This is a genomic window from Neisseria sp. P0020.S003 (assembly GCF_051957095.1).
In the GTDB taxonomy this organism is placed as follows: domain Bacteria; phylum Pseudomonadota; class Gammaproteobacteria; order Burkholderiales; family Neisseriaceae; genus Neisseria; species Neisseria subflava.
Genome location: NZ_JBQCWU010000002.1, coordinates 177024 through 202219 on the forward strand (window position 1 = coordinate 177024; position 25196 = coordinate 202219).

The 25196-nt window shown below is 49.2% G+C and carries 21 protein-coding genes and 2 pseudogenes; 17 read left to right on the plus strand and 6 right to left on the minus strand.

The genetic code is table 11. The annotated features are described in order from the left end of the window. Positions 1 to 165 precede the first annotated feature (165 nt). Positions 166 to 1467 carry a hemolysin family protein gene (locus tag ACTHTQ_RS02570; protein ID WP_440362995.1) on the minus strand — a complete coding sequence of 434 codons (1302 nt, stop codon included), beginning with the start codon at positions 1465 to 1467 and terminating at the stop codon, positions 166 to 168. A 101-nt stretch (positions 1468 to 1568) separates the two neighbouring features. Further along, positions 1569 to 2876 (minus strand): replication-associated recombination protein A, encoded by a 1308-nt coding sequence (locus tag ACTHTQ_RS02575; protein ID WP_440362996.1) that lies wholly within the window; start codon positions 2874 to 2876, stop codon positions 1569 to 1571. Positions 2877 to 3027: 151 nt separating this feature from the next. Between ACTHTQ_RS02575 and ACTHTQ_RS02580 the strand changes: the two genes are divergently transcribed. The 12 genes and pseudogenes from ACTHTQ_RS02580 to ACTHTQ_RS02635 all read left to right on the plus strand — a co-directional run bounded on the left by ACTHTQ_RS02580 (position 3028) and on the right by ACTHTQ_RS02635 (position 15380). Then, positions 3028 to 3402, plus strand: a complete 375-nt coding sequence (locus tag ACTHTQ_RS02580) for a hypothetical protein (RefSeq protein WP_003685778.1) — start codon at positions 3028 to 3030, stop codon at positions 3400 to 3402. An 86-nt stretch (positions 3403 to 3488) separates the two neighbouring features. After that, positions 3489 to 4898, plus strand: a complete 1410-nt coding sequence (gene thrC, locus ACTHTQ_RS02585; protein ID WP_440362997.1) for a threonine synthase — start codon at positions 3489 to 3491, stop codon at positions 4896 to 4898. 228 nt (positions 4899 to 5126) lie between these two features. Next, complete coding sequence (gene msbA, locus ACTHTQ_RS02590; RefSeq protein ID WP_049328974.1) at positions 5127 to 6893, plus strand: lipid A export permease/ATP-binding protein MsbA; 1767 nt, start codon at positions 5127 to 5129, stop codon at positions 6891 to 6893. A gap of 85 nt (positions 6894 to 6978) precedes the next feature. Beyond that, positions 6979 to 7755 (plus strand): ferredoxin--NADP reductase, encoded by a 777-nt coding sequence (locus tag ACTHTQ_RS02595; protein ID WP_440362998.1) that lies wholly within the window; start codon positions 6979 to 6981, stop codon positions 7753 to 7755. Positions 7756 to 7826: 71 nt separating this feature from the next. Then, positions 7827 to 8462: pseudogene (locus ACTHTQ_RS02600) on the plus strand (uroporphyrinogen-III synthase); the annotation flags it as partial. A 216-nt stretch (positions 8463 to 8678) separates the two neighbouring features. After that, entirely contained in the window at positions 8679 to 9950 is a 1272-nt protein-coding gene (locus ACTHTQ_RS02605) for a uroporphyrinogen-III C-methyltransferase (protein WP_440363039.1), read from the plus strand. Continuing rightward, complete coding sequence (locus ACTHTQ_RS02610; protein ID WP_440362999.1) at positions 9947 to 11170, plus strand: heme biosynthesis protein HemY; 1224 nt, start codon at positions 9947 to 9949, stop codon at positions 11168 to 11170. The genes ACTHTQ_RS02605 and ACTHTQ_RS02610 overlap by 4 nt, the downstream gene beginning before the upstream one ends. Before the next feature lie 135 nt (positions 11171 to 11305). After that, on the plus strand, positions 11306 to 12367 hold the full coding sequence (gene hemE / locus ACTHTQ_RS02615) for a uroporphyrinogen decarboxylase (RefSeq protein ID WP_440363000.1): 1062 nt from the start codon (positions 11306 to 11308) through the stop codon (positions 12365 to 12367). Between the two features lie 145 nt (positions 12368 to 12512). Further along, positions 12513 to 14006 (plus strand): cardiolipin synthase, encoded by a 1494-nt coding sequence (gene cls / locus ACTHTQ_RS02620; protein WP_440363001.1) that lies wholly within the window; start codon positions 12513 to 12515, stop codon positions 14004 to 14006. A gap of 263 nt (positions 14007 to 14269) precedes the next feature. Further along, positions 14270 to 14464, plus strand: coding sequence for a YgaP family membrane protein (locus tag ACTHTQ_RS02625; RefSeq protein WP_003685761.1), 195 nt, complete (start codon positions 14270 to 14272; stop codon positions 14462 to 14464). A gap of 12 nt (positions 14465 to 14476) precedes the next feature. After that, positions 14477 to 14998, plus strand: a complete 522-nt coding sequence (locus tag ACTHTQ_RS02630; protein ID WP_440363002.1) for a rhodanese-like domain-containing protein — start codon at positions 14477 to 14479, stop codon at positions 14996 to 14998. Between the two features lie 79 nt (positions 14999 to 15077). Next, complete coding sequence (locus ACTHTQ_RS02635; RefSeq protein ID WP_440363003.1) at positions 15078 to 15380, plus strand: ArsR/SmtB family transcription factor; 303 nt, start codon at positions 15078 to 15080, stop codon at positions 15378 to 15380. Positions 15381 to 15471: 91 nt separating this feature from the next. On the opposite strand, the gene ACTHTQ_RS02640 is transcribed toward ACTHTQ_RS02635, so the two are convergent. Beyond that, complete coding sequence (locus ACTHTQ_RS02640; RefSeq protein WP_283118985.1) at positions 15472 to 15798, minus strand: hypothetical protein; 327 nt, start codon at positions 15796 to 15798, stop codon at positions 15472 to 15474. A 165-nt stretch (positions 15799 to 15963) separates the two neighbouring features. On the opposite strand from ACTHTQ_RS02640, the pseudogene ACTHTQ_RS02645 reads away from it, so the two are divergent. Beyond that, a pseudogene (locus ACTHTQ_RS02645) lies at positions 15964 to 16152 on the plus strand (contact-dependent growth inhibition system immunity protein); the annotation flags it as partial. A gap of 132 nt (positions 16153 to 16284) precedes the next feature. Here the strand turns inward: ACTHTQ_RS02645 and ACTHTQ_RS02650 are convergent. The 3 genes from ACTHTQ_RS02650 to ACTHTQ_RS02660 all read right to left on the minus strand — a co-directional run bounded on the left by ACTHTQ_RS02650 (position 16285) and on the right by ACTHTQ_RS02660 (position 21790). Then, positions 16285 to 17214, minus strand: a complete 930-nt coding sequence (locus tag ACTHTQ_RS02650; protein WP_295861993.1) for a hypothetical protein — start codon at positions 17212 to 17214, stop codon at positions 16285 to 16287. Positions 17215 to 17298: 84 nt separating this feature from the next. Then, positions 17299 to 20967: a transcription-repair coupling factor gene (gene mfd / locus ACTHTQ_RS02655; RefSeq protein ID WP_440363004.1), complete on the minus strand. Its 3669-nt coding sequence runs from the start codon at positions 20965 to 20967 to the stop codon at positions 17299 to 17301. A 130-nt stretch (positions 20968 to 21097) separates the two neighbouring features. Further along, on the minus strand, positions 21098 to 21790 hold the full coding sequence (locus ACTHTQ_RS02660; protein WP_440363005.1) for a VIT1/CCC1 transporter family protein: 693 nt from the start codon (positions 21788 to 21790) through the stop codon (positions 21098 to 21100). 298 nt (positions 21791 to 22088) lie between these two features. Between ACTHTQ_RS02660 and ACTHTQ_RS02665 the strand changes: the two genes are divergently transcribed. The 4 genes from ACTHTQ_RS02665 to ACTHTQ_RS02680 all read left to right on the plus strand — a co-directional run bounded on the left by ACTHTQ_RS02665 (position 22089) and on the right by ACTHTQ_RS02680 (position 25031). Further along, entirely contained in the window at positions 22089 to 22235 is a 147-nt protein-coding gene (locus tag ACTHTQ_RS02665) for a hypothetical protein (RefSeq protein ID WP_003685706.1), read from the plus strand. A gap of 191 nt (positions 22236 to 22426) precedes the next feature. Then, the gene (locus tag ACTHTQ_RS02670; protein ID WP_003685538.1) at positions 22427 to 22627 is read left to right on the plus strand and encodes a hypothetical protein; all 201 of its coding nucleotides are present in this window, start codon (positions 22427 to 22429) and stop codon (positions 22625 to 22627) included. An 89-nt stretch (positions 22628 to 22716) separates the two neighbouring features. Then, on the plus strand, positions 22717 to 24114 hold the full coding sequence (gene aspA, locus ACTHTQ_RS02675) for an aspartate ammonia-lyase (protein WP_440363006.1): 1398 nt from the start codon (positions 22717 to 22719) through the stop codon (positions 24112 to 24114). Positions 24115 to 24368: 254 nt separating this feature from the next. Then, positions 24369 to 25031: an NAD(P)H-dependent oxidoreductase gene (locus ACTHTQ_RS02680; protein ID WP_440363007.1), complete on the plus strand. Its 663-nt coding sequence runs from the start codon at positions 24369 to 24371 to the stop codon at positions 25029 to 25031. Positions 25032 to 25196: the final 165 nt, after the last annotated feature.

Consider the following 25196-nt stretch of genomic DNA (forward strand, 5'->3'; position numbering starts at 1 on the left):
ATAAAACAAACCGGATTCCCAGTTGATAGAAATCCGGTTTTCTTTTTTGATTATTTGATTTTCAGACGGCCTTTTATACAACTTAAGAAAAGACATAAATCATAAGCAACTTATTTCAAGATTGTCCGTTTTCATCTGATACTACAAATATTCCTTTAAAACCTATTATATTTTCCCCACCATATTTCCTTGTTTGGAAACCAAAAGCTGGTCGATTTTCAAATTTTCAGTATCGATGATTTCAAACTTATAACCGGCATAAACCAGAAAATCCGTACGCTTCGGGATTTTTCGCAGGGAATACATCATAAAGCCGGCGATGGTTTCGTAGTTTTCCGAATTGGGAAACTCTTCAATATCCAGTGCGCGCATAATATCGGTAAGCGGCGTGGCGCCATCTACCAACCATGTGTCTTCAGTGCGGCGGATGATTTGCGGCTCTTCTTCGGTATTAACCAGCTCGCCCATGACGATGCTCATCACATCTTTCAGCGTTACCACCCCAACCACCAGCGCGTATTCGTTCACCACTACGGCAAAGTCTTCGCCGGAAGTCTTGAAGGTCTCCAATACATCATAAAGCGACAGCGTGTCGGGAATAAACAAGGCTTTGCGCAACACGCGCTTGTCGGTCAGGCGGACATCTTTTTCTTTTAAAAACAAGGTCAGCAGCGTATGCGATTCGATATAGCCGATAACGCGTTCCAAGTCGCCGTCGCATACGAGAAATTTATTGTGCGGTTTGTCGGACATCATTTCCAACACAGTATCGCTGTCGTCATGTTTATCAAAATAGACGATATATTCGCGCGTGCTCATGGTGGAAGTAACCGTACGCTCCTGCATATCGAAAATATTTTCAATCAGATAGTGTTCTTGTTCTTTCAATACACCAGCCTGCGCACCGGCATCAACGACGGCATAAATATCTTCCGAGGTCAGCTGCTCCTGACGGACGGTTGAGATTTTGAAGAGTTTGAATATTGCATTTGCCAACCCGTCAAAAACCCAGACAAGGGGCTTTAAGATAAAAATCAAAAACATCATCGGACGGACAATGCGTACCGCCACCGCTTCGGGATGGGTCATTGCCATGCGCTTGGGCATCAGGTCGGCAATTAAAATAAAGCTGCCTGTAACCAGCGAGAAAGTCAGCAAAGAGGCAACTGTGCTACCCCAACTGCCTACATTCTCCAACAGCTTGCCAAAATACGGACGTATTGCCGCCTCGCCGACGATACCGGCAAGAATGGCGACGGCGTTCAAACCAATTTGGACAACAGTAATAAAACTGCCCGGCTGCTGCTGCATATTGATTACGTCAAGCGCACGCGTATCACCGCCGTCTTTCGCCATGACCTGCAATTTGATTTTACGTGCCGAGGCAAGCGCGAGTTCGGAACAGGATACAAACGCGCTAATGACAATCAGCAGGCACAATAATAGTAAGGCTTCAAAAATATTCATGAAAATTTGTGTGTATGGTATAGGTTAAAAATATTCAAACAGCAAAGGCCGTCTGAAAAACTCAATTTGATCTTAGATTTGTATTATGTTCATTTACTGTTTTAATCATCCAGCGCATCTTCATCCAAGGATTTCAACCATTTCAGCTTTTCGCCAATTTTGATTTCCAATCCACGCGGGACGGGTTGGTAGAAATCGGGTTCGTCCAAGCCATCGGGCATATAGCTCTCACCGGCGGCGTAGGCGTTCGGTTCGTCGTGGGCGTAGCGGTATTCGCGTCCGTAGCCCAATTCCTTCATCAATTTGGTCGGGGCGTTACGCAGGTGGACGGGTACTTCGTCGCTGGCGTTTTCTTTGACGAAACGGCGCATTTGGTTGTATGCCTTGTAACCCGCGTTGGATTTCGCGGCGGCGGCAAGGTACAGCACGGCTTGTGCCAACGCGAGTTCGCCTTCGGGCGAGCCTAAGCGTTCGAAGGTGGCGGCTGCATCGTTGGCGATTTGGAAGGCGCGCGGGTCGGCAAGCCCGATGTCCTCCCACGCCATGCGCACGATGCGACGGGCGAGGTAGCGCGGGTCGGTGCCGCCGTCGAGCATACGGCAGAACCAATACAGCGCGGCATTCGGATGCGAACCGCGCACGGATTTGTGCAGGGCGGAGATTTGGTTGTAGAAACTCTCGCCGCCTTTGTCGAAACGGCGGATTTGCGCACCCAAACTGTCAGCAAGAAATTCGGCGGTTAAGGTTTTCAGACGGCGTGTGTCTGCGGCGCGTAACAGTTGTTCTAATAAATTCAACAATCTGCGCGCATCGCCGTCGGCGGTATTGACGAGCAGCTCCTGCGCATCGGCTTCAATCGTGAAATCTCGGTATTCGGGCAACGCCAACACTTTGGCAATCAGCTTTTTGAGGTCGTCTGAAGACAAGGATTGCAAAACATATACCTGCGCGCGGCTCAACAGCGCAGGATTGACTTCGAACGACGGATTTTCCGTAGTCGCGCCGATAAAGGTCAGCAAACCGCTTTCGACATGCGGCAAAAACGCGTCCTGCTGCGCCTTGTTGAAGCGGTGGACTTCATCGACAAACAAAATCGTCGTGCGTCCCTGTTGCAAAGCGATTTCGGCTTTATCGATTGCCTCGCGTATGTCTTTCACGCCGGAGAATACGGCGGAAACAGGCAAAAACTGGGCGTTGAAACTCTGCGCCAAAATCCGCGCCAACGTCGTCTTGCCCACGCCCGGCGGCCCCCATAGCAACATAGAATGCGGCTTTCCTCCCTCGACCGCCACGCGCAAAGGTTTGCCTTCACCGATTAAGTGCTGCTGCCCAATGACATCATCTAAAGAATGCGGACGCAGGCGTTCGGCTAAAGGGGCATCGGGTTGTCGGGCGAAAAGGTCGGACATAGCGGCTTTCGTGCTGGCTGATTGAAAAGAAAACTCGCTAGCATTATACGGCAGTTTCGCAAACACACATATCGGGCCGCATTACGGTATAATACATGCTATTTTGAGAACTCTTCGGGCGTTTCAGACGGCCTTGCTTACAGGAAACATCATGACTTCAAAAACTCTTTTGGCAGCTATTACATCAGTTTTTTTATTGGGTGCATGCGCTACCGGCGGCGAATCTTTCGGCGGTTTGGGCAGCGGTACAGGTATCGGCAGCAGCGTAGTGAAAATGGCGGTAGACAGCCAATGCCGTACCGAATTGAACAAACGTAACGAATGGCGCGTCATTGCTTTGGCCATGAGCGCGGAAAAACAAGCCGAATGGGAAAATAAAATCTGCGGCTGCGCCAGCGAGGAAGCGCCAAATCAATTGACTGCAACCGAAATGATGCAGGTATTGAGTCCGGCGACCCGCGAGCAAGCTATTGCTTCCGTTACCGCGAAAACGGTTACCGCCTGCTTCAAACGACTCTACAAATAATCGTTCAGACGGCCTTTTTTAATATCGAGGCCGTCTGAATTCGTTTTGACTTTCTATTTGAATTTTAAATATATAGAGAAGAAACCATGAAATACATCAGCACCCGCGGTGCAACCGCACGCAAGCAATTCAGCGAAGTTTTATTGATGGGTTTAGCTCCTGACGGCGGTTTGATGCTGCCTGAGCAATACCCTCAAATCGACTGTGCTACTTTAGACCAATGGCGCACACTCAGCTATCCTGAGCTGGCGTTTGAAGTCATGAGCCTGTTTGCCACCGACATCCCTGCTGATGATTTACGCGACATCATCAACCGCACCTACACCGAAAAAGTATTCGGTACCCAAACCATTACTCCGGTGCGCACACTTTCAGACGGCATCAAAATCCAAGCCCTGTCCAACGGCCCGACTTTGGCATTCAAAGACATGGCCATGCAATTCTTGGGCAATGCGTTTGAATATGTATTAAACAAAGAAGGCAAAGAACTCAATATCTTGGGCGCCACCAGCGGCGACACCGGCTCTGCCGCCGAATATGCCCTGCGCGGTAAAAAAGGCGTTAATGTCTTCATGCTGTCTCCGGAAGGCAAAATGAGCGCATTCCAACGTGCGCAAATGTTCAGCCTGCAAGATGCTAATATCCACAACATCGCCGTTGAAGGCATGTTTGACGACTGCCAAGACATCGTCAAAGCCGTACAAAACGATGCCGAATTCAAAGCCAAATACCACATCGGCACAGTTAACTCCATCAACTGGGGACGGATTGTCGCCCAAGTCGTGTATTACTTTGCCGGTTATTTCAATGCCACTTCGAGCAATGATGAAAAAGTCAGCTTCTGCGTGCCAAGCGGCAACTTCGGCAATGTCTGCGCCGGTCATATCGCCCGTCAAATGGGCCTGCCTATCCACCGCTTGATTGTTGCCACCAATGAAAACGACGTATTGGACGAATTTTTCAAAACCGGCGCATACCGCCCGCGCAACAGCGAACACACCCACGTTACTTCCAGCCCGTCTATGGATATTTCCAAAGCCTCCAACTTCGAGCGTTTTGTGTTCGATCTGATGGACCGCGATGCAGACGAAATCAAAACCTTATGGGCTGAAGTAGGCTCCGGCAAAGGTTTCAATTTGGAATTTATGTTAACCAAAGTCCATCAACAATATGGCTTTGTTTCCGGCAAATCGACCCATGCCAACCGCCTTGCCACCATCAAACAGGTTTACGAACAAGACTGTGAATTGATTGATCCGCATACTGCTGATGGCATCAAAGTAGCGCGTGAAGTACGCGAAGCCGGCGAAACGATTGTCTGCCTTGAAACCGCATTGGCCGCCAAATTTGAAGCCACCATCCATGAAGCGGTCGGCGAAGTTGCCATCCCCCGTCCGGCCGCATTGGAAGGCTTGGAAAACCTGCCGCAACGTGTCCGTGTTGTCCCTAATAACGCAACGACAGTAAAAGACATCATTAAGGAAGCTTTGGCTTAACCGGCTGTCTTTGACGACTGAAGAGGCCGTCTGAAACTTTTTCAGACGGCCGCAACTGGTGTTTGAGAAGTGGGCAGCGTTATTAACGACCCCACCGCATCACAGTCGTTCTCATTATAAAATCAAGGCGTTAAAATAATACCAACTCCTTTTGACTTTCAATTGCAAACATTGTAATGACAGATATTTTCGTTTAGAATTGCATGTTTGCTCTAAATCTGGATTGATATGCAGACAACACAAGCCACATCCAACTGGGAGCTGTACAAGCGTTTGCTTGGATATTTAAAAAGCTATTGGAAGATGTTTATCGTCTCCGTAGTAGCCATGCTGATTGTCGCCGGTACGATGCCGGCTTTCGGTTACTTGCTCAAACCTTTGATTAATGAAGGTTTTGTCGATAAAAACATGAAAAGCATGTCATGGTTGCCGCTGGCAATTGTGGCGCTGTTTTTCGTTCGCGGCCTGTTCAACTTCATTAACGAATATTGCACGACTTATCTGTCCAGCCACTTGGTGCAGCGTTTGCGCGGTGAAATGTTCAATAAAATGATGCACCTGCCGACTTCGTATTTCAGCAGCAATACCGGCGGCCGTCTGATGTCGCGCATTTTAAACGACGTCAACCAAATTACCGATGCAGGATTCAACGTCATTACCGTGATCGCCAAAGACGGCGTGAGCGTGGTCGGTCTGTTGGGCTTGTTGACTTATCTAAACTGGCGTTTGACCCTGATTACTTTTATTATTTTGCCGGTCGTTGCCGTATGTATCCAAACGGTCAGCAAACGCTTGCGCAAATTGTCTGCCAACAATCAAATTTACATCGGTCAGCTGATGCAGGTTTTGGGAGAAAGCATCAATGGTGAACGTGTTGTGAAAATCTATGGCGGTCAAGATTATGAAAATCGCCGCTTCAACCGTATTGCCGACGATGTGCGCCGCAACCTGCTCAAACAGGTTTCCGCCAGCTCTGCCGGTACCGGCATTACGCAATTAATGGCTTCGGTTGCACTGGCTGCGATTATTTACGCAGCGGCACGCCAAGCAGGGCTTTCAGGATTTAGTGCAGGCGATTTTATGTCGTTTTTGTCCAGCATGATCATGATGTTTGACCCCATCAAACGTATGACCGGCGTGATGCAATCCCTGCAACGCGGTTTGGCGGCGGCAGAAAGTGTCTTTACCTTTTTGGATCAACCCGAAGAGAGCAACGAAGGCAAACAAATCCTCAGCCCAAACCCTGGAGATATTGAATTTTGCGATGTTGTACACCGCTATCCTGAAGCCGAACGCAACAGCTTGAACCACATCAACCTGCTTGTACCGCAAGGCAAAGTGACTGCATTGGTCGGCGCATCAGGCTGCGGTAAAACCACTCTGGCCAATATGTTGCCGCGCTTCCTCAATCCGGATGAAGGCAAGGTTTTGATTGGCGGCGTCAACATCAAGGAATATACACTCGAAAGCCTGCGCAGCCGCATGGCATTTGTCGGCCAAAACGTTATCCTGTTTAATGGTACGATTGCTGAAAACATTGCCTATGCTCAAGCTGACAAATTCAGTGAAGAAGAAATTATCAATGCTGCAAAAGCCGCGAATGCTTGGGAATTTATCCAAAAAATGCCGCAAGGTTTGCACACTGAAGTTGGCGAAAACGGTTTAAAACTGTCCGGCGGCCAACGTCAACGCCTCGCCATTGCGCGTGCGCTTTTGAAAAATGCGCCGATTTTGATTTTGGACGAAGCCACCAGCGCATTAGATAATGAATCCGAACGTTTGGTACAAACCGCATTGGAAAACCTGATGCAAAACCGTACCACATTGGTGATTGCCCACCGACTTTCAACCATCGAAAAAGCCGACAATATCGTTGTCATGCACGAAGGCAATGTAGTCGAACAAGGCACTCATCATGAATTGATCAACGCAGGCGGACGCTATTCCGACCTGCACAGCCTCAGCGAAAAATCAGCCAAACCGGCAAGCAAGTAGCTGAACACCATATTCCATTCTTTTTATTAACCTCGGCCGCCCCTACCTATTCTTTTCAGACGGCCTTATCCGACAGGAAATATCAATGGCAGCATTCAACACCCAGAAAGTCTTGTCCGTACACCACTGGACCGACGCTTACTTCACTTTCACCTGTACCCGTGACGAGTCTTTGCGCTTTGAAAACGGCCAATTCGTCATGGTCGGCCTGATGGTAGACGGCAAACCGCTGATGCGCGCATACAGCGTGGCTTCTGCCAACTGGGAAGAGCATCTGGAATTTTTCAGTATCAAAGTACAAGACGGCCCATTGACCAGCCGCCTGCAACACCTTAAAGTCGGCGACGATGTCCTCATCAGTAAAAAACCGACCGGTACACTGGTTGCCGGCGACCTGAATCCGGGCAAACATCTCTACCTCTTGAGCACCGGTACCGGTATCGCCCCTTTCTTGAGCATTACCAAAGACCCTGATGTTTATGAGCAATTCGAAAAAATTATCTTGGTTCACGGCGTACGCTACAAAAAAGACTTGGCATACTACGACCGCTTCACCAAAGAATTGCCCGAACACGAATACTTGGGCGACTTGGTTAAAGAAAAACTGATTTACTACCCGATCGTTTCACGCGAAGAATATGTACATCAAGGCCGTCTGACCGATTTAATGCGCAGCGGCAAACTCTTTGAAGACATCGGCCTGCCTAAAATCAATCCGCAAAACGACCGCGCTATGCTGTGCGGCAGCCCAGCCATGTTGAAAGACACCTGCAGCGTCTTGGACGAATTCGGCCTGACCGTTTCTCCGAAAACCGGCGTTCGCGGCGACTACCTGATTGAGCGCGCATTCGTCGATCAATAACGTACGTCAGCAACAGGCCGTCTGAAACCCTTCTTTCAGACGGCCTAAACCTTAATAATTTATCCCACATTATGCCTACTCTACTCATCATCCGTCCGTCCAACCGTCCACAGCAAGATATCCAAACCTGCCATACAGCCGGTTGGCAGGCTCAGGTATTGAGTCCGATTGAAATAGAGGTGGATCGTTCGGCGCAAAAAAAACTCCCCGAACAATTCAAGCAAGCCGACGTCGTGTTTTGGGTCAGCCCGACCGCTATTGAAACCGCAGCGCCGCATCTGAACTTTTCAGACGGCCACAAAGCACACATTACCGTCGGCCAAACCAGCCAACATACTTTGGCGCAATTCTCCCCCTATCCCGTATTCTCTCCCGAAGACGGCAACGACAGCGAAGCCGTCTTGAGAATGCCTATTTGGAAAAACCTGCCACCCAACGCCCGAGTTCTAATCATTCGAGGTCATGGCGGCCGTGATTTTTTAGCAGACAAACTGACCGAACTGGGTTTCCAAATCGACATCGCCGAAATCTATTTCAGACGGCCACACGCCATCGATTGGCAGAACTTTAAAACTGAAGACATCGCTGCCGCCTACGTCACATCCGGCGAGCTCGCGCGCGAATTTTTCCATCAGATTCCGCCGCAATTTTCCCGATTCTTCGAATCCTTGCTATACTTTACCCACCATCCGCGTATTGCCGATGCACTTCGCATCGTCGGCGCCAAACATGTAGAAACCGTCACTTCTTTATCCGCTGCACTTTCATCCATGCCACAAAGGAGCCAAGCAGTGAACCCAGTCGAAGACAATAAAGATACCCAACAAGTTGCCAATACGGCAGCTCCGGTGCCTGAACGTTCTGAAAACACAAAGCCGTCTGAACAAATCAAACCTACCCAACCTCAGCGAGTGGAGGCGAGCATGCCCGAGTCCAACAATCTCCCACAAAACAACGCCCCTGTTATCATCAAACAATCTGGCGGCAAAGCCTTGGCCGCAGGTGCAACCGTCTTGGCACTGCTTAGCTTGGGCGCGAGCGGATTCCTGTTTGTACAGGGCCAAAATGTTTTAAAAAACCAAGAGCTCGAATTCAACCAAAAAATCGACAAAGCTGCATTGGGCGAGTCTGAAAACGCTAGCCTTCTAAAAGACAACCTCAACCGCCAAACCGCTATTCAAGCCGAGTTAGACCGCCTGAACAACGGTCAAAAAAACAATAGCGATCAAATCCTGCAAACGCAGAAAGCTTATCAAGAGCTGCTCAAAGGCCGTATCAACTGGCTGGTCGACGAAGCCGAATCGATGTTGAACACTGCTTCGCAACAATTGATGCTGTCAGGCAACCTCCAAGGCGCAGTCAGCGTATTGGAACACATCGACAGCCGCTTAAGCCGTTTTGAACAACCTGAACTTATCCCCATCAAACAAGCCATCAGCAATGATTTGGCCGCGCTGAAAAACCGTCCTTATGTCGATATTTCCGCTACTGCCTTGCGTCTCGACCGTTTGGAAAGCGGTATTTCAGGCCTGCCTTTGGTTTTGGACGGCGTATTAAAACCAGGTGCTGCGCCTGTCGAAGCCGCCAATTCAGGAACTTGGTGGGAAAACACATGGGAAAAATCCCTCAATGCCCTCAAAGGCTTGGTTGAAGTCCGTCATCTGGACAGCAACGACGCCATGTTGATTTCACCCGATCAAACCTACTTTATCCGTGAAAACCTGCGCCTGCGCCTTTTGGATGCGCGCATTGCCCTGTTGCAACACAACGGTGAAGTGTATCAAAGCGATTTGAACAACGTTGAAGCAACCGTGAAGCAATACTTCGACAGCAAATCCCCTGCTACCCAGTCATGGTTGAAAGAGTTGGCCGAACTCAAAGCCCTTGATGTCCGCATGATTTCAGACGACAGCCTGAAAGCCAGCTTGAGCGCCGTTCGCGCTTATCAAGAAGGTTCGCGTATACAAATGACGACCGTAGAAGCTGCACAAACCCAAGCTGCCGAGAAAACCGCTTCCGCTCCGGCTGCAACTACCGAGCAAGCCACAACTGCCGCACCGGCAGCCGCTTCCGCTCCTCAGTCTTTAGAAGCACCTGCATTGCCGTCTGAAAACAAAAAAGAACCGGCCGCCGAAGCTGCCAAACCACAAAACCAAACCAAGCCTGCTACCAAAATTAAAGGAGAGCAAGCATGAAAACCGTCGTTTGGATTGTCATTCTGTTTGCCGCCGCCGTCGGTTTAGCGTTGGCTTCCGGCATTTATACCGGCAACGTGTACGTCGTGGTTGAACAAACCATGCTGCGTATCAATCTGCATGCCTTTGTTCTAGGCCTGCTGTTGAGCGTATTCGTCTTGTATTTCCTGATTAAATTCGTGTTCGGCCTCTTGAACATTCCGGCGCGTATGCAACGCTTCGGCATTGCCCGCAAAGGCCGCCAGGCTTCTGCCTCTTTGAACAGCGCGGGTCTGGCATATTTTGAAGGCCGTTTTGAAAAAGCCGAACAAGAAGCCGCCAAAGTCTTGCAAAACAAAGAAGCAGGCGACAACCGCACCCTGGCTTTGATGTTGGGCGCGCATGCGGCCGACCAAATGGAAAACTTCGAATTGCGCGACCGCTACCTGCATGAAATCGAACACCTGCCACAAAAACAACAGCTTTCCCGTCATCTTTTGCTGGCCGAATCTGCACTGAGCCGCCGCGATTATCCGACTGCCGCACAAAACCTTGAAGCCGCAGCAAAAATCAATAGCAACTTAAGCCGCCTGGTCCGCCTGCAATTGCGTTATGCCTTTGATCATGGCGATGCTGCAGATGTCTTGGCAAAAGCGGAAAAACTGGTTAAAGCCGGCGCCATCAACGATTACGAAGCCGAACAGTATCAAAATTGGGCATATCGCCGCCTCTTAAGCGAAGCAACTGATGCAGGCAGTCTGAAAGCTTGTTTGAAACACATTCCTGAAAGCATAAAATCAGGCGAATTGTGTGTCGCGATTGCCGAAAAATACGAGCGTTTGGGTTTGTATGCCGATGCGGTCAAATGGGTTAAAACCTATTATCCGCAAACCCGTCAGCCTGAGCTCTTGGAAGCATTTGTCGAATCCGTGCGTTTCCTAAGCGAGCGCGAGCAACAAAAAGCCATCGACTTGGCAGACTCTTGGCTTCAAGAACAACCCGACAATGCACCGCTGTTGATGTATCTTGGCCAACTGGCTTACGGACGAAAACTTTGGGGCAAAGCCCAAGGCTACCTCGAAGCCAGTATCGCCCTGCAACCCAGCGTATCCGCACATTTGGTCTTGGCCCGCGTGTTTGATGAAACAGACCAACCACAAAAAGCGCAAGAACAACGCAATCTGGTTTTGGAAAGCGTGGCCGAAGAAGAACATCCGGCAGCCCTTCCTCAACCAAATTGATGTGCTGATTTCGCATTAAGCAACAATATGAAATCTACAACAAAACCAACCATTTAATCATTTCAGACGGCCTCAATACATATCTAAGGCCGTCTGAACTTTGTCCAACACACCAAATCAGAAAGCCTCTCTACCATGACTGCTCTGAAAAACGACACTTTCCTCCGCGCCCTGCTCAAACAGCCTGTCGAATACACTCCTATCTGGATGATGCGCCAAGCCGGACGCTATCTGCCTGAATACAAAGCCACGCGCGCACGCGCAGGCAGCTTTCTCGATTTGTGCAAAAACACCGAGTTGGCAACCGAAGTTACTATCCAACCTTTAGAACGTTTTGATCTAGACGCGGCAATTCTGTTTTCCGATATTCTGACCGTTCCCGATGCCATGGGTTTGGGCCTGTATTTTGCCGAAGGCGAAGGCCCAAAATTTGAACGCGCCTTGCAACACGAAGTCGACATTGCAAAACTGCAAGTTCCTGACATGGAAAAACTGCAATACGTCTTTGATGCCGTAACTTCCATCCGTAAAGCACTAGACGGCCGAGTTCCGCTGATCGGCTTCTCAGGCAGCCCATTCACACTTGCCTGCTACATGGTTGAAGGCGGCAGCAGCAAAGAATTCCGCACCATCAAAACCATGATGTATTCGCGTCCTGATTTGCTGCATAAGGTCCTTGACACCAATGCTCAAGCCGTTACCGCCTACCTCAACGCCCAAATCGATGCCGGCGCACAAGCTGTACAAATTTTCGACACTTGGGGCGGCGTGTTGAGCGATGCCACATTTAAAGAATTCAGCCTGAAGTACATCCGACAAATCGTTGCCGGACTCAAACGCGAAAGCGAAGGCCGCCGCGTGCCTGTTATCGTATTTGCCAAAGGCGGCGGCTTATGGCTGGAAAGCATGGCAGAAATCGGCGCAGATGCATTGGGCTTGGACTGGACCTGCAACATCGGCGAAGCCCGCCGTCGCGTCGGCGAACAAGTTGCCCTGCAAGGCAACTTCGACCCGTTTGCCCTCTTCGGTACACCGGAATCTATCCGCACCGAGGTCGCACGCATTCTTGCCGACTATGGCAACGGCAGCGGCCATGTATTCAACCTCGGCCACGGCATCAACCAACACGCCGATCCGGAACACGCCAAAATCTTGGTCGATACCGTGCACGAATTATCCCGTCAGTATCACCGTTAATTAAAACAACTCAAAGGCCGTCTGAAAACAGAAACACGATTATCGTGTAAATTTGTTTTCAGACGGTTTTTCTATATACTTAATATCTGAAGCTTATCAGCTGACACCTTCAAACTTAAAAACACATCCACTCCCGCTACCGAATATGAATTTTTTTAAAGACATCACCTGGACCGAAATTTTCATCTTCGCCCACACCTGCGCCGCACTCGTCTGTATGCTGCGCGTGTTGTACAAACAAAAAAACATCGGCTCAACCTTTGCCTGGCTGATTATCCTATTCCTTTTCCCCGTATTCGGAATCATCGCCTACATCCTTATTGGAGAGCCTCGTCTAGGCACCGCCCGCGCCAAACGTACCGGCGAAATGAACCGCTTCTACCGCAACTTTGCCGCCACCCATCTGGCCGATATCTATCTCGACATTGCCGACCAAGTCAAATCACGATACCACGGCATCAGTAAAGTTGCCGAAAAAGGAACGGGGCTGGGTGCAACCAAAGGCAACGCCATGAGCCTGCTCTCTACCACAGATGCCATCATCGACAGCATGCTTGCGGACATACGCGCCGCAACCCATTCCTGCCTGCTGGCCTTTTACATTATCGAACCCAGAGGCCGCATTGAAGAAATTTTAAATGAAATTCTTGCCGCCGCAGATCGAGGCGTTGACTGCGCCATTCTGGCCGATGCCGTCGGCAGCAGGAGTTTTTTTGAAAGCGATTGGGTAGAGATACTGCGCCAAGCAGGCATTGAAGTACATACCTCATTGCCTGTCGGCATTTGGCGTACATTATTTACGCGTACCGACCTGCGCAACCACCGCAAAATCCTCGTTATCGACAGCAAAATCGGTTACACCGGCAGCTTCAACCTCGTCGACCCGCGCTATTTCAAACAAAACTCCGGCGTCGGAGAATGGGTCGATGTCATGATGCGCTGCACAGGGCCTATGGTTTTGGAACTGTCTGCCGTCTTCTTCGCCGACCTTGCCGTCGAAACCGATAAAAACCTCCAAAACGTACAAACATACCTCAACCAAGCCCAAAGCCTGCTGCCCCAAATCCTTCCTGAAAAAATGCAGCAAGGCGATATCGTTGCCCAAATCATTCCATCCGCCCCCGAGCAAGGCAGCTTCGTTATTTACGAAACCATCATCAGCGCCATCTATGCCGCCACCAAACAAATCACGATTACCACCCCCTACTTTGTCCCCGACGAGCCGCTTCTCATGGCATTAACCGTTGCCGCCAAACGCGGCGTCAAAGTGACCCTGATACTGCCTGCCAAAGTCGATTCACTGATGGTTCGCTACGCCTCACGCGCCTACTACCCTATGTTGCTGGAAGCCGGCGTCAAAATCGCCATGTTTGAAGGCGGTCTTCTACATGCCAAAACCATGACTATTGACGAAGACTACTCCCTCTTCGGTACGGTCAACATGGACATGCGCAGTTTCTTCCTCAACCTAGAAATCAGCCTCGCCATCTACGATCGTGATACCACCAAACAAATCTGCAACCTCCAACGCAGCTACCTTAAAAACAGCAGCTACATTGCCATCAAATCATGGCAACAACGCTCCAAACTCCGCGACCTCGTGGAAAATGTCGTCCGCCTGATGAGTCCTTTACTGTAAAACATAAATATTTAAGCCGTCTGAAAAATACTTTTCAGACGGCCTTTTTTATATATAAAAATTATATCGTTCTTTTATTTTAAATCAGATGCTTAAGCGATCATTTACACCAACCAAACAAACCAATACCTATCCCTATTCCAAACTGCATGGTTACAAATAATTTGACAAAATCATTTTTAGGGATATAATATTTCTCATATATGATTTTTGTTATATATGTTTATTTATAGACAATCCATTCTTAAACAAGGAGCAATAAAATGAAACGAAACTTGGGTACTTTGGATCGCGTAATCCGTATTGTTATCGGTGTCGCACTGATTGCTGCAGCCGCTACCGGACAAATTGGCTGGTGGGGTTGGCTGGGCATCATCCCCCTGGGTACAGCACTGATTGGCAACTGCGCGCTGTACAGCTTATTGGGCATCAACACCTGCCGCATCAACAAAAAATAACGAAGGCAAAACATGAGTACGGTCGGACAACTCCTGCGAATTACGCCTTCCGAAGCAATGGCAAAAATCCGTGAGGGCGCGTTGGCAGTGGATATCCGAAGCCAAGCCGAATATCGGGGCGGGCATATTGGCGGTGCATTATCCCTTCCACCTGAACAGCAGCGAGACAAACTGCCCGATGATACAACCCCATGCCTGATTTTTTATTGCCTGAGCGGAAAACGTACAACACGGGCAGAAACAATATTGTCAGCGCTTGGCCAAGGTCGCGAATGTTATATTCTAGAAGGCGGCTTATTGGCATGGAAAGCTGCAGGGCTTCCTATTGTTGCCGACCGTGCCGCACCGGATATCATGCGGCAGGTGCAAACCATAGCGGGCAGTTTGATTCTGTTGGGCGTGCTGGCAGGTTGGCTGGTATCACCTTGGTTTTATCTGATAGACGTGATGGTCGGCGCAGGCCTGTTAATTTCCGGACTAACCGGATTCTGCGGCATGGCACGCCTACTGGCCAAAATGCCATGGAACCATTAAGCAAATGCCGTCTGAAAGTTGCTGCTGAGGCCATTATGACTGATAATTCGACCTCCTCATTTGCCGAAAAGCGTGAAAAATGACCATTGCCGACAATCAACCGCCCTACGAAGAAGCCAGCGCTTTTCTCAAACTACTGGCCAATTCCAACCGTCTCGCCGTATTGTGCAAACTACATGAAAGGCCGCACAATGTAACCGAGTTGGCTGAATCATCCGGACTGCCGCAAGCGGCAATGTCCAGTCAATTAGCCCTATTACGTGAAGCCGGTTTGGTATCATTTGAAGTGAACCATCGGGAACGGCAATATTACATTGCCGACCCGAGGGTAACCGAGATGATACAGTTGCTGTATTCCTTTTTCTGCGCAGAAAAATCTTGAAATGTTGCCGAAATAGGATAGCCAAAAAATCTATCTATTTATAATTTTAAAGGCCGTCTGAATCTTTTTCAGACGACCTCTACTATAATTTTTAGTCTTGCCATATCATCTCGTGTTTAGAACCATAAGTAATCTTCTTGATATTGCTTTCAAGAGCAATTTCTTTATCTAATGTTCCTGAGTATTCCGAACCTGCTAATTTTTGAAATAAAGTAATATTCAGCTCATCGTTGCGGCTAGTTGTTTTGATATCTGAAATACCCATTGCACTATTGCCTAATAAGCCTGTCAAATGAACCCGCCTATAACCCTTAGCTTCATTGACTGTAATTTTGAAATTCCCAATATCGTCCAACTTGATTTCATCATTGGCAAAAAAGCAGCCGGATAATATCAAGCCTGTTACTCCCAGCATCATTACCCTCATTTTCATAATAACTCCCTGATCGATTTAGCAGCCTTAGACTCAATTTTCAATCGCCGACAGTTTCAGTATTTTCAGACGGCCTTTTTATACTGCTTCTGTATTCACACTTAAAGCATGCATGCGTGCCGCACACTCCCCTGTATGTAGGTTTGAAGTGCACTATTTAAAAACATGATGAGCGAGGATATTTGGCTGCACAACGGCTGCCTGAAAATCAGCCCGAGCCGCCATGTCAAGCTGGAAGCGTGGGATGCCATTGATGCAGACGATGTAATTTTATCATTGGATAACAGCCCTGAAGAAATCGGAGCAGGTTTAAAGTTGGCATTGAGCCCCTGCCGATAATATTTGGGAAAAGGTCGTCTGAAAGCCGGAAAACCGTTTCAGACGACCTTTGTTTAATATGGTATCTGTGATTGATAATTAGCCTGAATGTGTACCACGCAGCCTAAGTTTTCTGTTTTGTATAAATTTATGTTATTCAATATTTAACCCATTAAATTGACGCCAGCGGTAAAACTCAATCTTTGTATTGTTTATATTTGCATCTTTTAAGGCTGGTAATGCAATAACCTCATTAATGCTGGGCACACAACCAGTATTATTGTAGTACTCTTGGCAGGCATCCCATATGGCTTTACATTTACCTGCTTTCATGGGAGCTTGAATACCATTTTGTATTATGGGTAGAGTTTTAGCAGATTTAGCTTGTGATTGGTTTGTCTCAATTAGTTGATCCAAGCCAGTATCTACAGTAGTAGAAGGGGTTTGGCAGTCTATTAATTCAACAACTTCTGAATCTTCCCGTTCAATATATTTTATAGCTAATAGCCCACTCAACATCTCATTTGACCATACTATTCTATCTCTTACAAATTTGTAAAAATTTTCATTCCTCCATAAGATTAAATCATCTATTATTTTTTCTAAAGTAAGAATATCGTCAATTTCGTATTCTAATTTAATATCATTAATTCCTTTTGGCGTTGCAGCTCCCCAAATTAGGATAGTCCCATCTATTTTTATTTCTTGTTTGCCAATAGATGCAGAAATAATATTTTTCTTAGCAGCTTCAAGAAATGCCATAAAAGCTTTTTTAGCTTTAATATGGTGAGATAATTGTTCTTTTTTATTTAAAATAAAGAATTTATAATTCTGAAACTCTATTTCACATTTTTGCTCTACGATATAGACTTTCCTGCTTTGCTTATGCTGGAAAGTAAAATCTAGGGTATAGGTTTTATCTTCAAATCTAATGGATGGTCTACCTAAGTCTTCGTAATGACACTTTTCATCCGCCGCCCAAATTCTGACAATATCTTCAGAAAAAATTCCAAATAGGCGTGATAAATATTTCCCTCGTTTTCTATCAGCTTTATCTTGCTTGAATAAAGACACGAAATCCATTTTGTTAGCTCCTAACATAGTTGTTAATAATTAGAATATTAAAAAACAGATACAAAAGAATTTTAGCTGTCTATCTAAATACTTTTAGGTAGCCTTCCCTGCTCCCAACCTACGAAGCAGATTCTTCACCGTCTTAATTCTCATCTCCACATCCTCCATCTGAGCCGTAAACTTCAACTTATCCGCCCCTGCCAGCCGATAGTTTCTATCGTTCTGAATCAGCAGGATGATTTCGGTTGGATCGACATTATTGTTTTTGCCAAAGGTTACCGTTACCGCTTCGCTAGTCGCATCAATGGCATCGATGCCCAGTTCTTTTGCCGCAAGCCGTAAGTGGTGGCTTTCGATAAGGGTTTTGACGGGTTGTTCGGGCAGACCGAAGCGGTCGACGAGTTCTTCGTGTATGGCGTTGATTTGCTGCACGGTTTCGCAGACGGCGAGGCGTTTGTAGAGGACGAGCCGTTCGTGGATGTCGGGGCAGTAGCTTTCGGGCAGCAGGGCGGGGCTGTGCAGTTTGATTTCGGTGGTGATGCCCAGCGGTGCGTCGAGGTCGGGCTGGCGGCCTTTTTTGAGGTCGCGCACGGCTTGTTTGAGCATTTCGGTGTAGAGCGTGAAGCCGACCTGTATCATTTCGCCGGATTGTCCTTCGCCAAGGATTTCGCCTGCGCCGCGGATTTCCAAATCCTGCATGGCGAGGGTGAAACCTGCGCCGAGTTCGTCTGCCGCCGCGATGGCGTCGAGGCGTTTTTCTGCGTCTTTGGTGATGTATTCGGGCGTGAGCAGGTAGGCGTAGGCTTGGTGGTGGCTGCGACCGACGCGACCACGAAGCTGGTGCAGTTGCGCCAGCCCGAATTTGTCGGCGCGGTTGATGATGATGGTGTTGGCGTTGGGAATGTCGATGCCGGTTTCGATGATGGTGGAACAGAGCAACACGTTGAATCGTTGCTGCAAAAAGTCACGCATCACTTGCTCCAGCTCGCGCTCGCGCAGTTGTCCGTGCGCCACGCCGATGCGGGCTTCGGGCAACAGGGTTTCCAGCCGCTCACGCATATTCTCAATCGTATCTACTTCATTGTGCAGGAAAAACACTTGCCCGCCGCGTTTGAGTTCGCGCAACACGGCTTCGCGTACGCTGCCTTCGCTAAACGGTTTGACAAAGGTTTTGACGGCGAGGCGGCGGCTGGGCGCGGTGGTAATCAGCGAGAAGTCGCGCAGACCTTCGAGCGCCATGCTAAGGGTGCGCGGAATCGGCGTGGCGGTCATGGTAAGGATGTCGACATTGGCGCGCAGGCGTTTGAGCTGCTCTTTCTGGCGCACGCCGAAGCGGTGTTCTTCATCGATAATCACTAAGCCTAAGTTTTTGAATTTTATATCGTCCTGCACCAGTTTGTGCGTGCCGATAACAATATCGACTGTGCCGTCCGCCATGCCTTCCAGTGCGGCTTTGGTGGCTTTGCTGTTGTTAAAACGCGAAAGGCTGGCGACTTTCACGGGGAAATCGGCGAAGCGGTCGGCGAAGTTTTGCGCGTGCTGCTCGACCAGAAGCGTGGTCGGTGCGAGGACGGCAACCTGTTTGCCGCCCATCACCGCCACAAATGCGGCGCGTAGGGCGACTTCGGTTTTGCCGAAACCGACATCGCCGCACACAAGGCGGTCCATCGGCTTCGCCTGCGTCAAATCTTTAATCACGGCGGCGATGGCGGCAGCCTGGTCTTCAGTTTCCTCATAGCCGAAGCCGTCGGCAAACGCCTGATAGTCCAACTCGTTGATTTCAAACTTGTGTCCCGATTGGGCGGCACGTTGGGCGTAGAGGTTGAGCAATTCGGCGGCGGTATCGCGAGCTTTTTCGGCGGCTTTGCGTTTCGCTTTGTTCCATGCGCCGCTGCCGAGCTTGTGCAGGGCGACGTTTTCATGCGCCTGGCCGGAGTAGCGGCTGATTAAATGCAGTTGCGAAACGGGCACATAAAGCTGCGCTTCGCCCGCGTATTCGAGCAACATCATTTCGTTGGTTTCGCCGCCCAAATCCATCGTTACCAAGCCCATATACCGCCCGATGCCGTGTTCTTCGTGCACAACGGGGTCGCCGATGTTGATTTCGGCTAGGTCGCGCAACAGGCCGTCTGAAACGGCGGCGTGTTTCTTGCGGCGGTTGTGGACGCGAGAACGGGCGACGTATTGGTAGAGGTCAGATTCGGTGATGACGGCGATGGCACTTTGGGCTGCAACCGCTTTGCCCTCTCCCCAACCCTCCCCCACGGGGGAGGGGGCAGGCTGCTGTCGGATTTGCCCGTGCAGACTACTTTCGCTGGGGTACAGGCTGCTTTCGGTTTTCAGGTCGTCTGAAACGGCTGCTGCATTCTGTTCCCTCTCCTGTGGGAGAGGGTTTGTTGCGGCTGTGGAAAATTTGGTTTGGTCGGTAACCGTTTTGCCTTCTCTCTTGGAGGCAGGAGTGGGTTGCTGTTGGCTCGGAGATTGCAGCCCGCCCAGTTTGAACCCGTATGCCAACGGCGCAACTGTAATCATCAGCGGCTCGTGCGCCGATAAAAAGCCCTGCCAGTCGGACACAGGTTTGGCCTTCAAACCGTTTTGCTGCAAGAAGCCGAGCATGGTTTCGCGCCGTCCCAAACTTTCGGCACACAGCAAAATCCGTCCTTCAAAGGTCGTCTGAAAATCCTTCAATGCCTGCAAAGGCTCGTCGGATTGGCGGTTGACGGCAAGGTCGGGCAGGGTATGTTCCTTGCCGGAAACATCGGGCAGCACCTGTCCGTAGTTTTTCAGACGACCTGCGAATACATTGGCAGAGAGATACAAATGCTGTGGAAGCAAAGGCGGATAGGTTTCATCGCCCTGCGCCATGGCGTAACGCGATTTGACGTCGCTCCAAAAGCGGTTTGCCTCGGCGTGAACATCGCCCAAAGAGACAAACAGCGCATCTTCGCCGATATAGTCAAACAACGTTTCCAGCTCGTTTTCAAAAAACAGCGGCAGATAATATTCCACGCCCGCGCCGAAGTGGCCGTTGCTGACGGCTTTATATACGGCGGCATCGTTTGGATTACCATCGACTTCCTCGCGGAAGCGGCTGCGGAAGATTTTTTGCGCCTCGCTGTCGGTGGGGAACTCGTGCGCCGGCAGCAGGCGGATTTCGGAAACGGGGGAGATGGTGCGCTGCGTGTCGGTGTCAAAGGTTTTGATGCTGTCGATTTCATCGTCGAACAAATCGATGCGATAAGGCATTTCGCTGCCCATCGGGAACAAATCGACAATGCCGCCGCGCACGGCAAACTCACCCGCCGCGACAACATGGGAAACATGGTTGTAACCCGCATCCACCAAATCGGTTTTCAGACGACCTATATCCAAAGTCTGCCCGGTTTTCAGCCAAAACGTGCGCCCCGCCAGAAACGGCACGGGCGGCAGCTTCTGCATCGCCGTGGCAACCGGCACGAACAACACATCCGCCGCGCCGCTCTTAATCTGCCACAACGCCGACAGCCGCTCCGACACCAAATCCTGATGCGGCGAAAAACGCTCGTAAGGCAGCGTTTCCCAGTCCGGCAGGAACACAGCCGTATCGTGCGGACGGAAAAACAGCCAGGCCGTCTGAAGGCGTAGTGCCTGTTCCGCATCTTGGGTCAAGACAACCTTGAGCTGCTTATGCGGCAGATAACGCGCCAAAGCCAAGGGCAGCGAGCCTTGAGACAGATTGAGCCAACGGGATTTTTCACAGGGTTTGGGAATCGGATAAGTCATGACAAAACAGTTTGTAATAAGTAAATACAAGCACCATAGGCCGTCTGAAAAATTTTCAGACGGCCTTTAGCGATCAAATAGATTTTCAATTTTACTGGATACAGGTTTAAAAGAATATAAGGCCTTACATTCAGACGGCCACGCCTGCCAGTTTTCCAATAAATCCGGTTATCACCAATGCCGCAATGCCCCATAAGCACACGCGCAAAACGGCGGGAACGACAGGTGCGCCGCCGAGTTTGGCGGAGACATAGCCCAATCCTGCCAGTCCGCATAAAGTGGAAACTGCCAAGGCCGGAACAATGGCACTAGAAGCTGTCAATGCGACCAGTAAAGGTAAAATCGCGCCGGCACAAAATGAAGCGGCAGAAGCCAGAGCGGCCTGCATGGGTTGGGCGGCAGATGTTTCGGTAATGCCGATTTCGTCGCGCGCGTGGGCGGCGAGTGCATCGTGTTCCATCAATGCTTTGGCCACCTCTGCGGCGAGCGGGTCGGACAAACCGCGACGGCGGTAAATTTCCGTCAGCTCTTCCAACTCCGCATCAGGATTATTTGCCAATTCGTAGCGTTCTTTGTGCAAATCGGCTTTTTCCGTATCCGATTGGCTGGACACGGAAACATACTCCCCCGCCGCCATTGACACCGCGCCCCCGATAAGCGCCGAAACGCCCGTCAACAGCAGGGTTTGGAAATCTGGCACGGCTGCGGCTACGCCCGTTAACAGTGAGGCAGTGGAAATCAGGCCGTCATTGGCACCCAATACGCTTGCCCGAAGCCAGCTGTTGCGGTCGCTGAAATGGCGTTCGCTGTGGTATGAATACATATATACTCCGATAAATTGGCTGTTTCCAGATGATGATAACATTGTATTGTTTTTTGAATTCAATGTCAGTTTATCCCTTCAAATCAAGCATTCTTAAATCTTTCTGTTGCCATTTCAAACCATAAAAACCAACACTCCTCTTTGGATTTTTTCAGACGGCCTGAACGCTTTTACAAGCAAATTTATTGTTCCAAGTCATGGCATTATCACAAGGCAGATTTGTACCGCTTGGTTTATCCGTTTAAAGATGCTATCTTTATAAATCTTTCCACTCCTCAATCCATTGAAAGGATGTATCATGGCCGAAGAAAACAAAATCAAAGTAAACGATTTGCCTGAAGATAAAAAAGAGCAAACCGAAGAAACCGAGCTGCCCGTTATCAACAATGAAGAAAAACGCGGCGGTCACAGCGAAGGCGGTTGCTGCGGCGCATGCGGCGGCTAATCTTCCCGACAAAGCCTCCGAGGCCGTCTGAAAAGTAAGACTTTTCAGACGGCCTTTTCCTTTCTAAACACTTACAGGTAAATCAATGAAAGGATGCGGGAGAAGAATTTAAACCCAACCGCGTTTGTGCTACATTCACATCTTTACAAACCACAACAATCTGCACCCGCAGACACACAAGGAAGAAAAAAATGTTTTGGTATATCGTCGGCTTTTTCGCCATTATCGTTTCCCTACTCGCCCTCTGGGTCAATGCCAGCGCGTTCGGTATGCAGGAAGACGGCACGCCGCAATCCGAATACGAAAAAATGTTGGGTCTGGGCGCGAAGCTGAAAGACAAAGATACAGTTGCCAAGGAACGCGAAGCGGCGCGCTTTCATCCTGACGATTAAGCCTTATAGACTGGACAATCTTGCCGAACTGGGCTAATGTTCCAAACGCATAATGCACACCAACACAACTATACGAGAAGGTAAGAGAAATGACTGTACGAATCGAACACGATTTATTGGGCGACCGCGAGATCCCTGCTGAGGTATATTGGGGCATCCATACTTTGCGCGCCATTGAAAATTTTAAAATTTCCACACAAAAAATTTCCGACGTGCCGCAATTTGTCCGCAGCATGGTCATGGTTAAAAAAGCCACTGCGCAAGCCAACGGCGCATTGGGTGCCATCAAGCCGGAAATCGCGGCCGCCATCGAAAAAGCCTGCGATGAAGTATTGGTCAAAGGCCGCTGCCTCGACCAATTCCCGTCCGACGTTTATCAAGGCGGCGCCGGTACTTCGGTCAACATGAATACCAACGAAGTCATTGCCAACCTCGCATTGGAAGTCTTGGGTCACGAAAAAGGCAGCTACGACATCGTCAATCCGATGGACCATGTTAACGCCAGCCAATCCACTAACGACGCCTACCCTACCGGCTTCCGCCTTGCCGTGTATTACAGCATCGGCGAATTGCTCGACAAACTGGCCATCCTGAAAAACGCCTTTGCCGCCAAAGCCGAAGAATTTAAAGACGTTTTGAAAATGGGCCGTACCCAGCTTCAAGATGCCGTACCAATGACTGCCGGCCAAGAGTTTCAATCTTTCCAAGTGTTGTTGGAAGAAGAAATCCTCAACCTCGACCGCACCCGCTCCCTGCTGCTTGAAGTCAACCTCGGCGCCACCGCCATCGGTACGGGCGTGAATACGCCTAAAGGCTATGCGGCTTTGGTTGTTGAGAAACTTTCCGAAGTCAGCGGCCTGCCTTGCAAACTGACTGAAAACCTAATCGAAGCGACCTCCGACTGCGGCGCATATGTGATGGTACACGGCGCATTGAAACGCACAGCCGTCAAACTGTCCAAAATCTGTAACGACTTGCGCCTGCTCTCTTCCGGTCCGCGCGCCGGTTTGAAAGAAATTAACCTTCCTGAATTGCAGGCCGGTTCTTCCATCATGCCTGCCAAAGTTAATCCCGTAATTCCCGAAGTCGTCAACCAAGTCTGCTTCAAAGTCATCGGCAACGACACCACCATCACTTTCGCAGCCGAAGCAGGTCAGTTGCAGCTGAACGTTATGGAGCCGGTAATCGCCCAATGTATGTTTGAAACCATTTCCCTCTTGGGCAATGCCGCGGTCAACCTGTCCGACAAATGCGTCAAAGGCATTACGGTCAACCGCGAAATCTGCGAACACTACGTCTTCAACTCCATCGGTTTGGTCACTTATCTGAACCCATACATTGGCCACCGCAATGGCGACTTGGTCGGCAAAATCTGCGCCCAAACCGGCAAAGGCGTGCGCGAAGTCGTACTGGAGCGCGGTTTATTGAGCGAAGAAGAGCTCAACCGCATCCTCTCTCCAGAAAACCTGATGAATCCTCATCTGTAATCAGGATTTGAAATCAAAGGCCGTCTGAAACTTTAACGTTTAAAGTTTCAGACGGCCTTTTCGTATTGATATTGATATTTATCGATTTTTTGCGAAATTCAGAATTAAAAGATAGCCTAGAGACTGGGTTTGATTTAACATGGTGTTGCCCCGGCCTGTTTCTTCCTTAAGGTTATGCCGGTAATGATGACTCAAAAGGAACCGAATATTGGCAAAACGGTCAAAATAACATCTTCATTTATTAGGAAAACCAGATGAATCAAATTACACGCGAACAAATGCTGCAAGTATTCGAAAATCGCTGTTCCACCCGTTATTACGATCCCAACAAAAAAATCAGCCAAGAAGATTTTGCAGCGATTTTAGAATTTGCCCGCCTCTCCCCAAGCTCTGTCGGCTCTGAGCCATGGAAATTCTTGGTGATTCAAAACAAAGCCCTGCGTGAGAAAATCAAGCCTTTCAGCTGGGGGATGCAATTCCAACTGGACGACTGCAGCCATCTGGTAATTATCCTTGCCAAGAAAAATGCCCGTTACGATACCCCGTTCTTCCGCAGTGTTGCCGAACGCAGGGGCTTGCAAGGAGAGCAACTGGAAAAAGCATTGGTAAGATACAAAAGCTTCCAAGAAACCGACATTAAAATTGCCGACGACCAACGCGCACTCTTTGACTGGAGCGGCAAGCAGACCTATATCGCTTTGGCCAATATGCTCACAGGCGCAGCGGCCATCGGCATCGATTCCTGCCCAATCGAAGGCTTCAACTACGATAAAATGAACGAAGTATTAGCAGCAGAAGGCCTGTTTGATGCCAACAAATGGGGTGTATCCGTAGCGGCAACATTCGGCTATCGAGCCAAAGAAATCACCAAAAAATCACGCAAACCGATTGAAGAAATGGTGACTTGGGTCGAATAAATCTTTTAGATTCATAGGGCGGCGAGTGTCGCCCTTTTTACTTTTCTAAAAAAGTGAAGCAAATTCCGTAACAACAAATACTTCTAAATTTAAAATCAAAAAGGCCGTCTGAAACCATGTGTCAGAAATCCTAGATTTCATTTCACACCGTTTCAGACGGCCTGA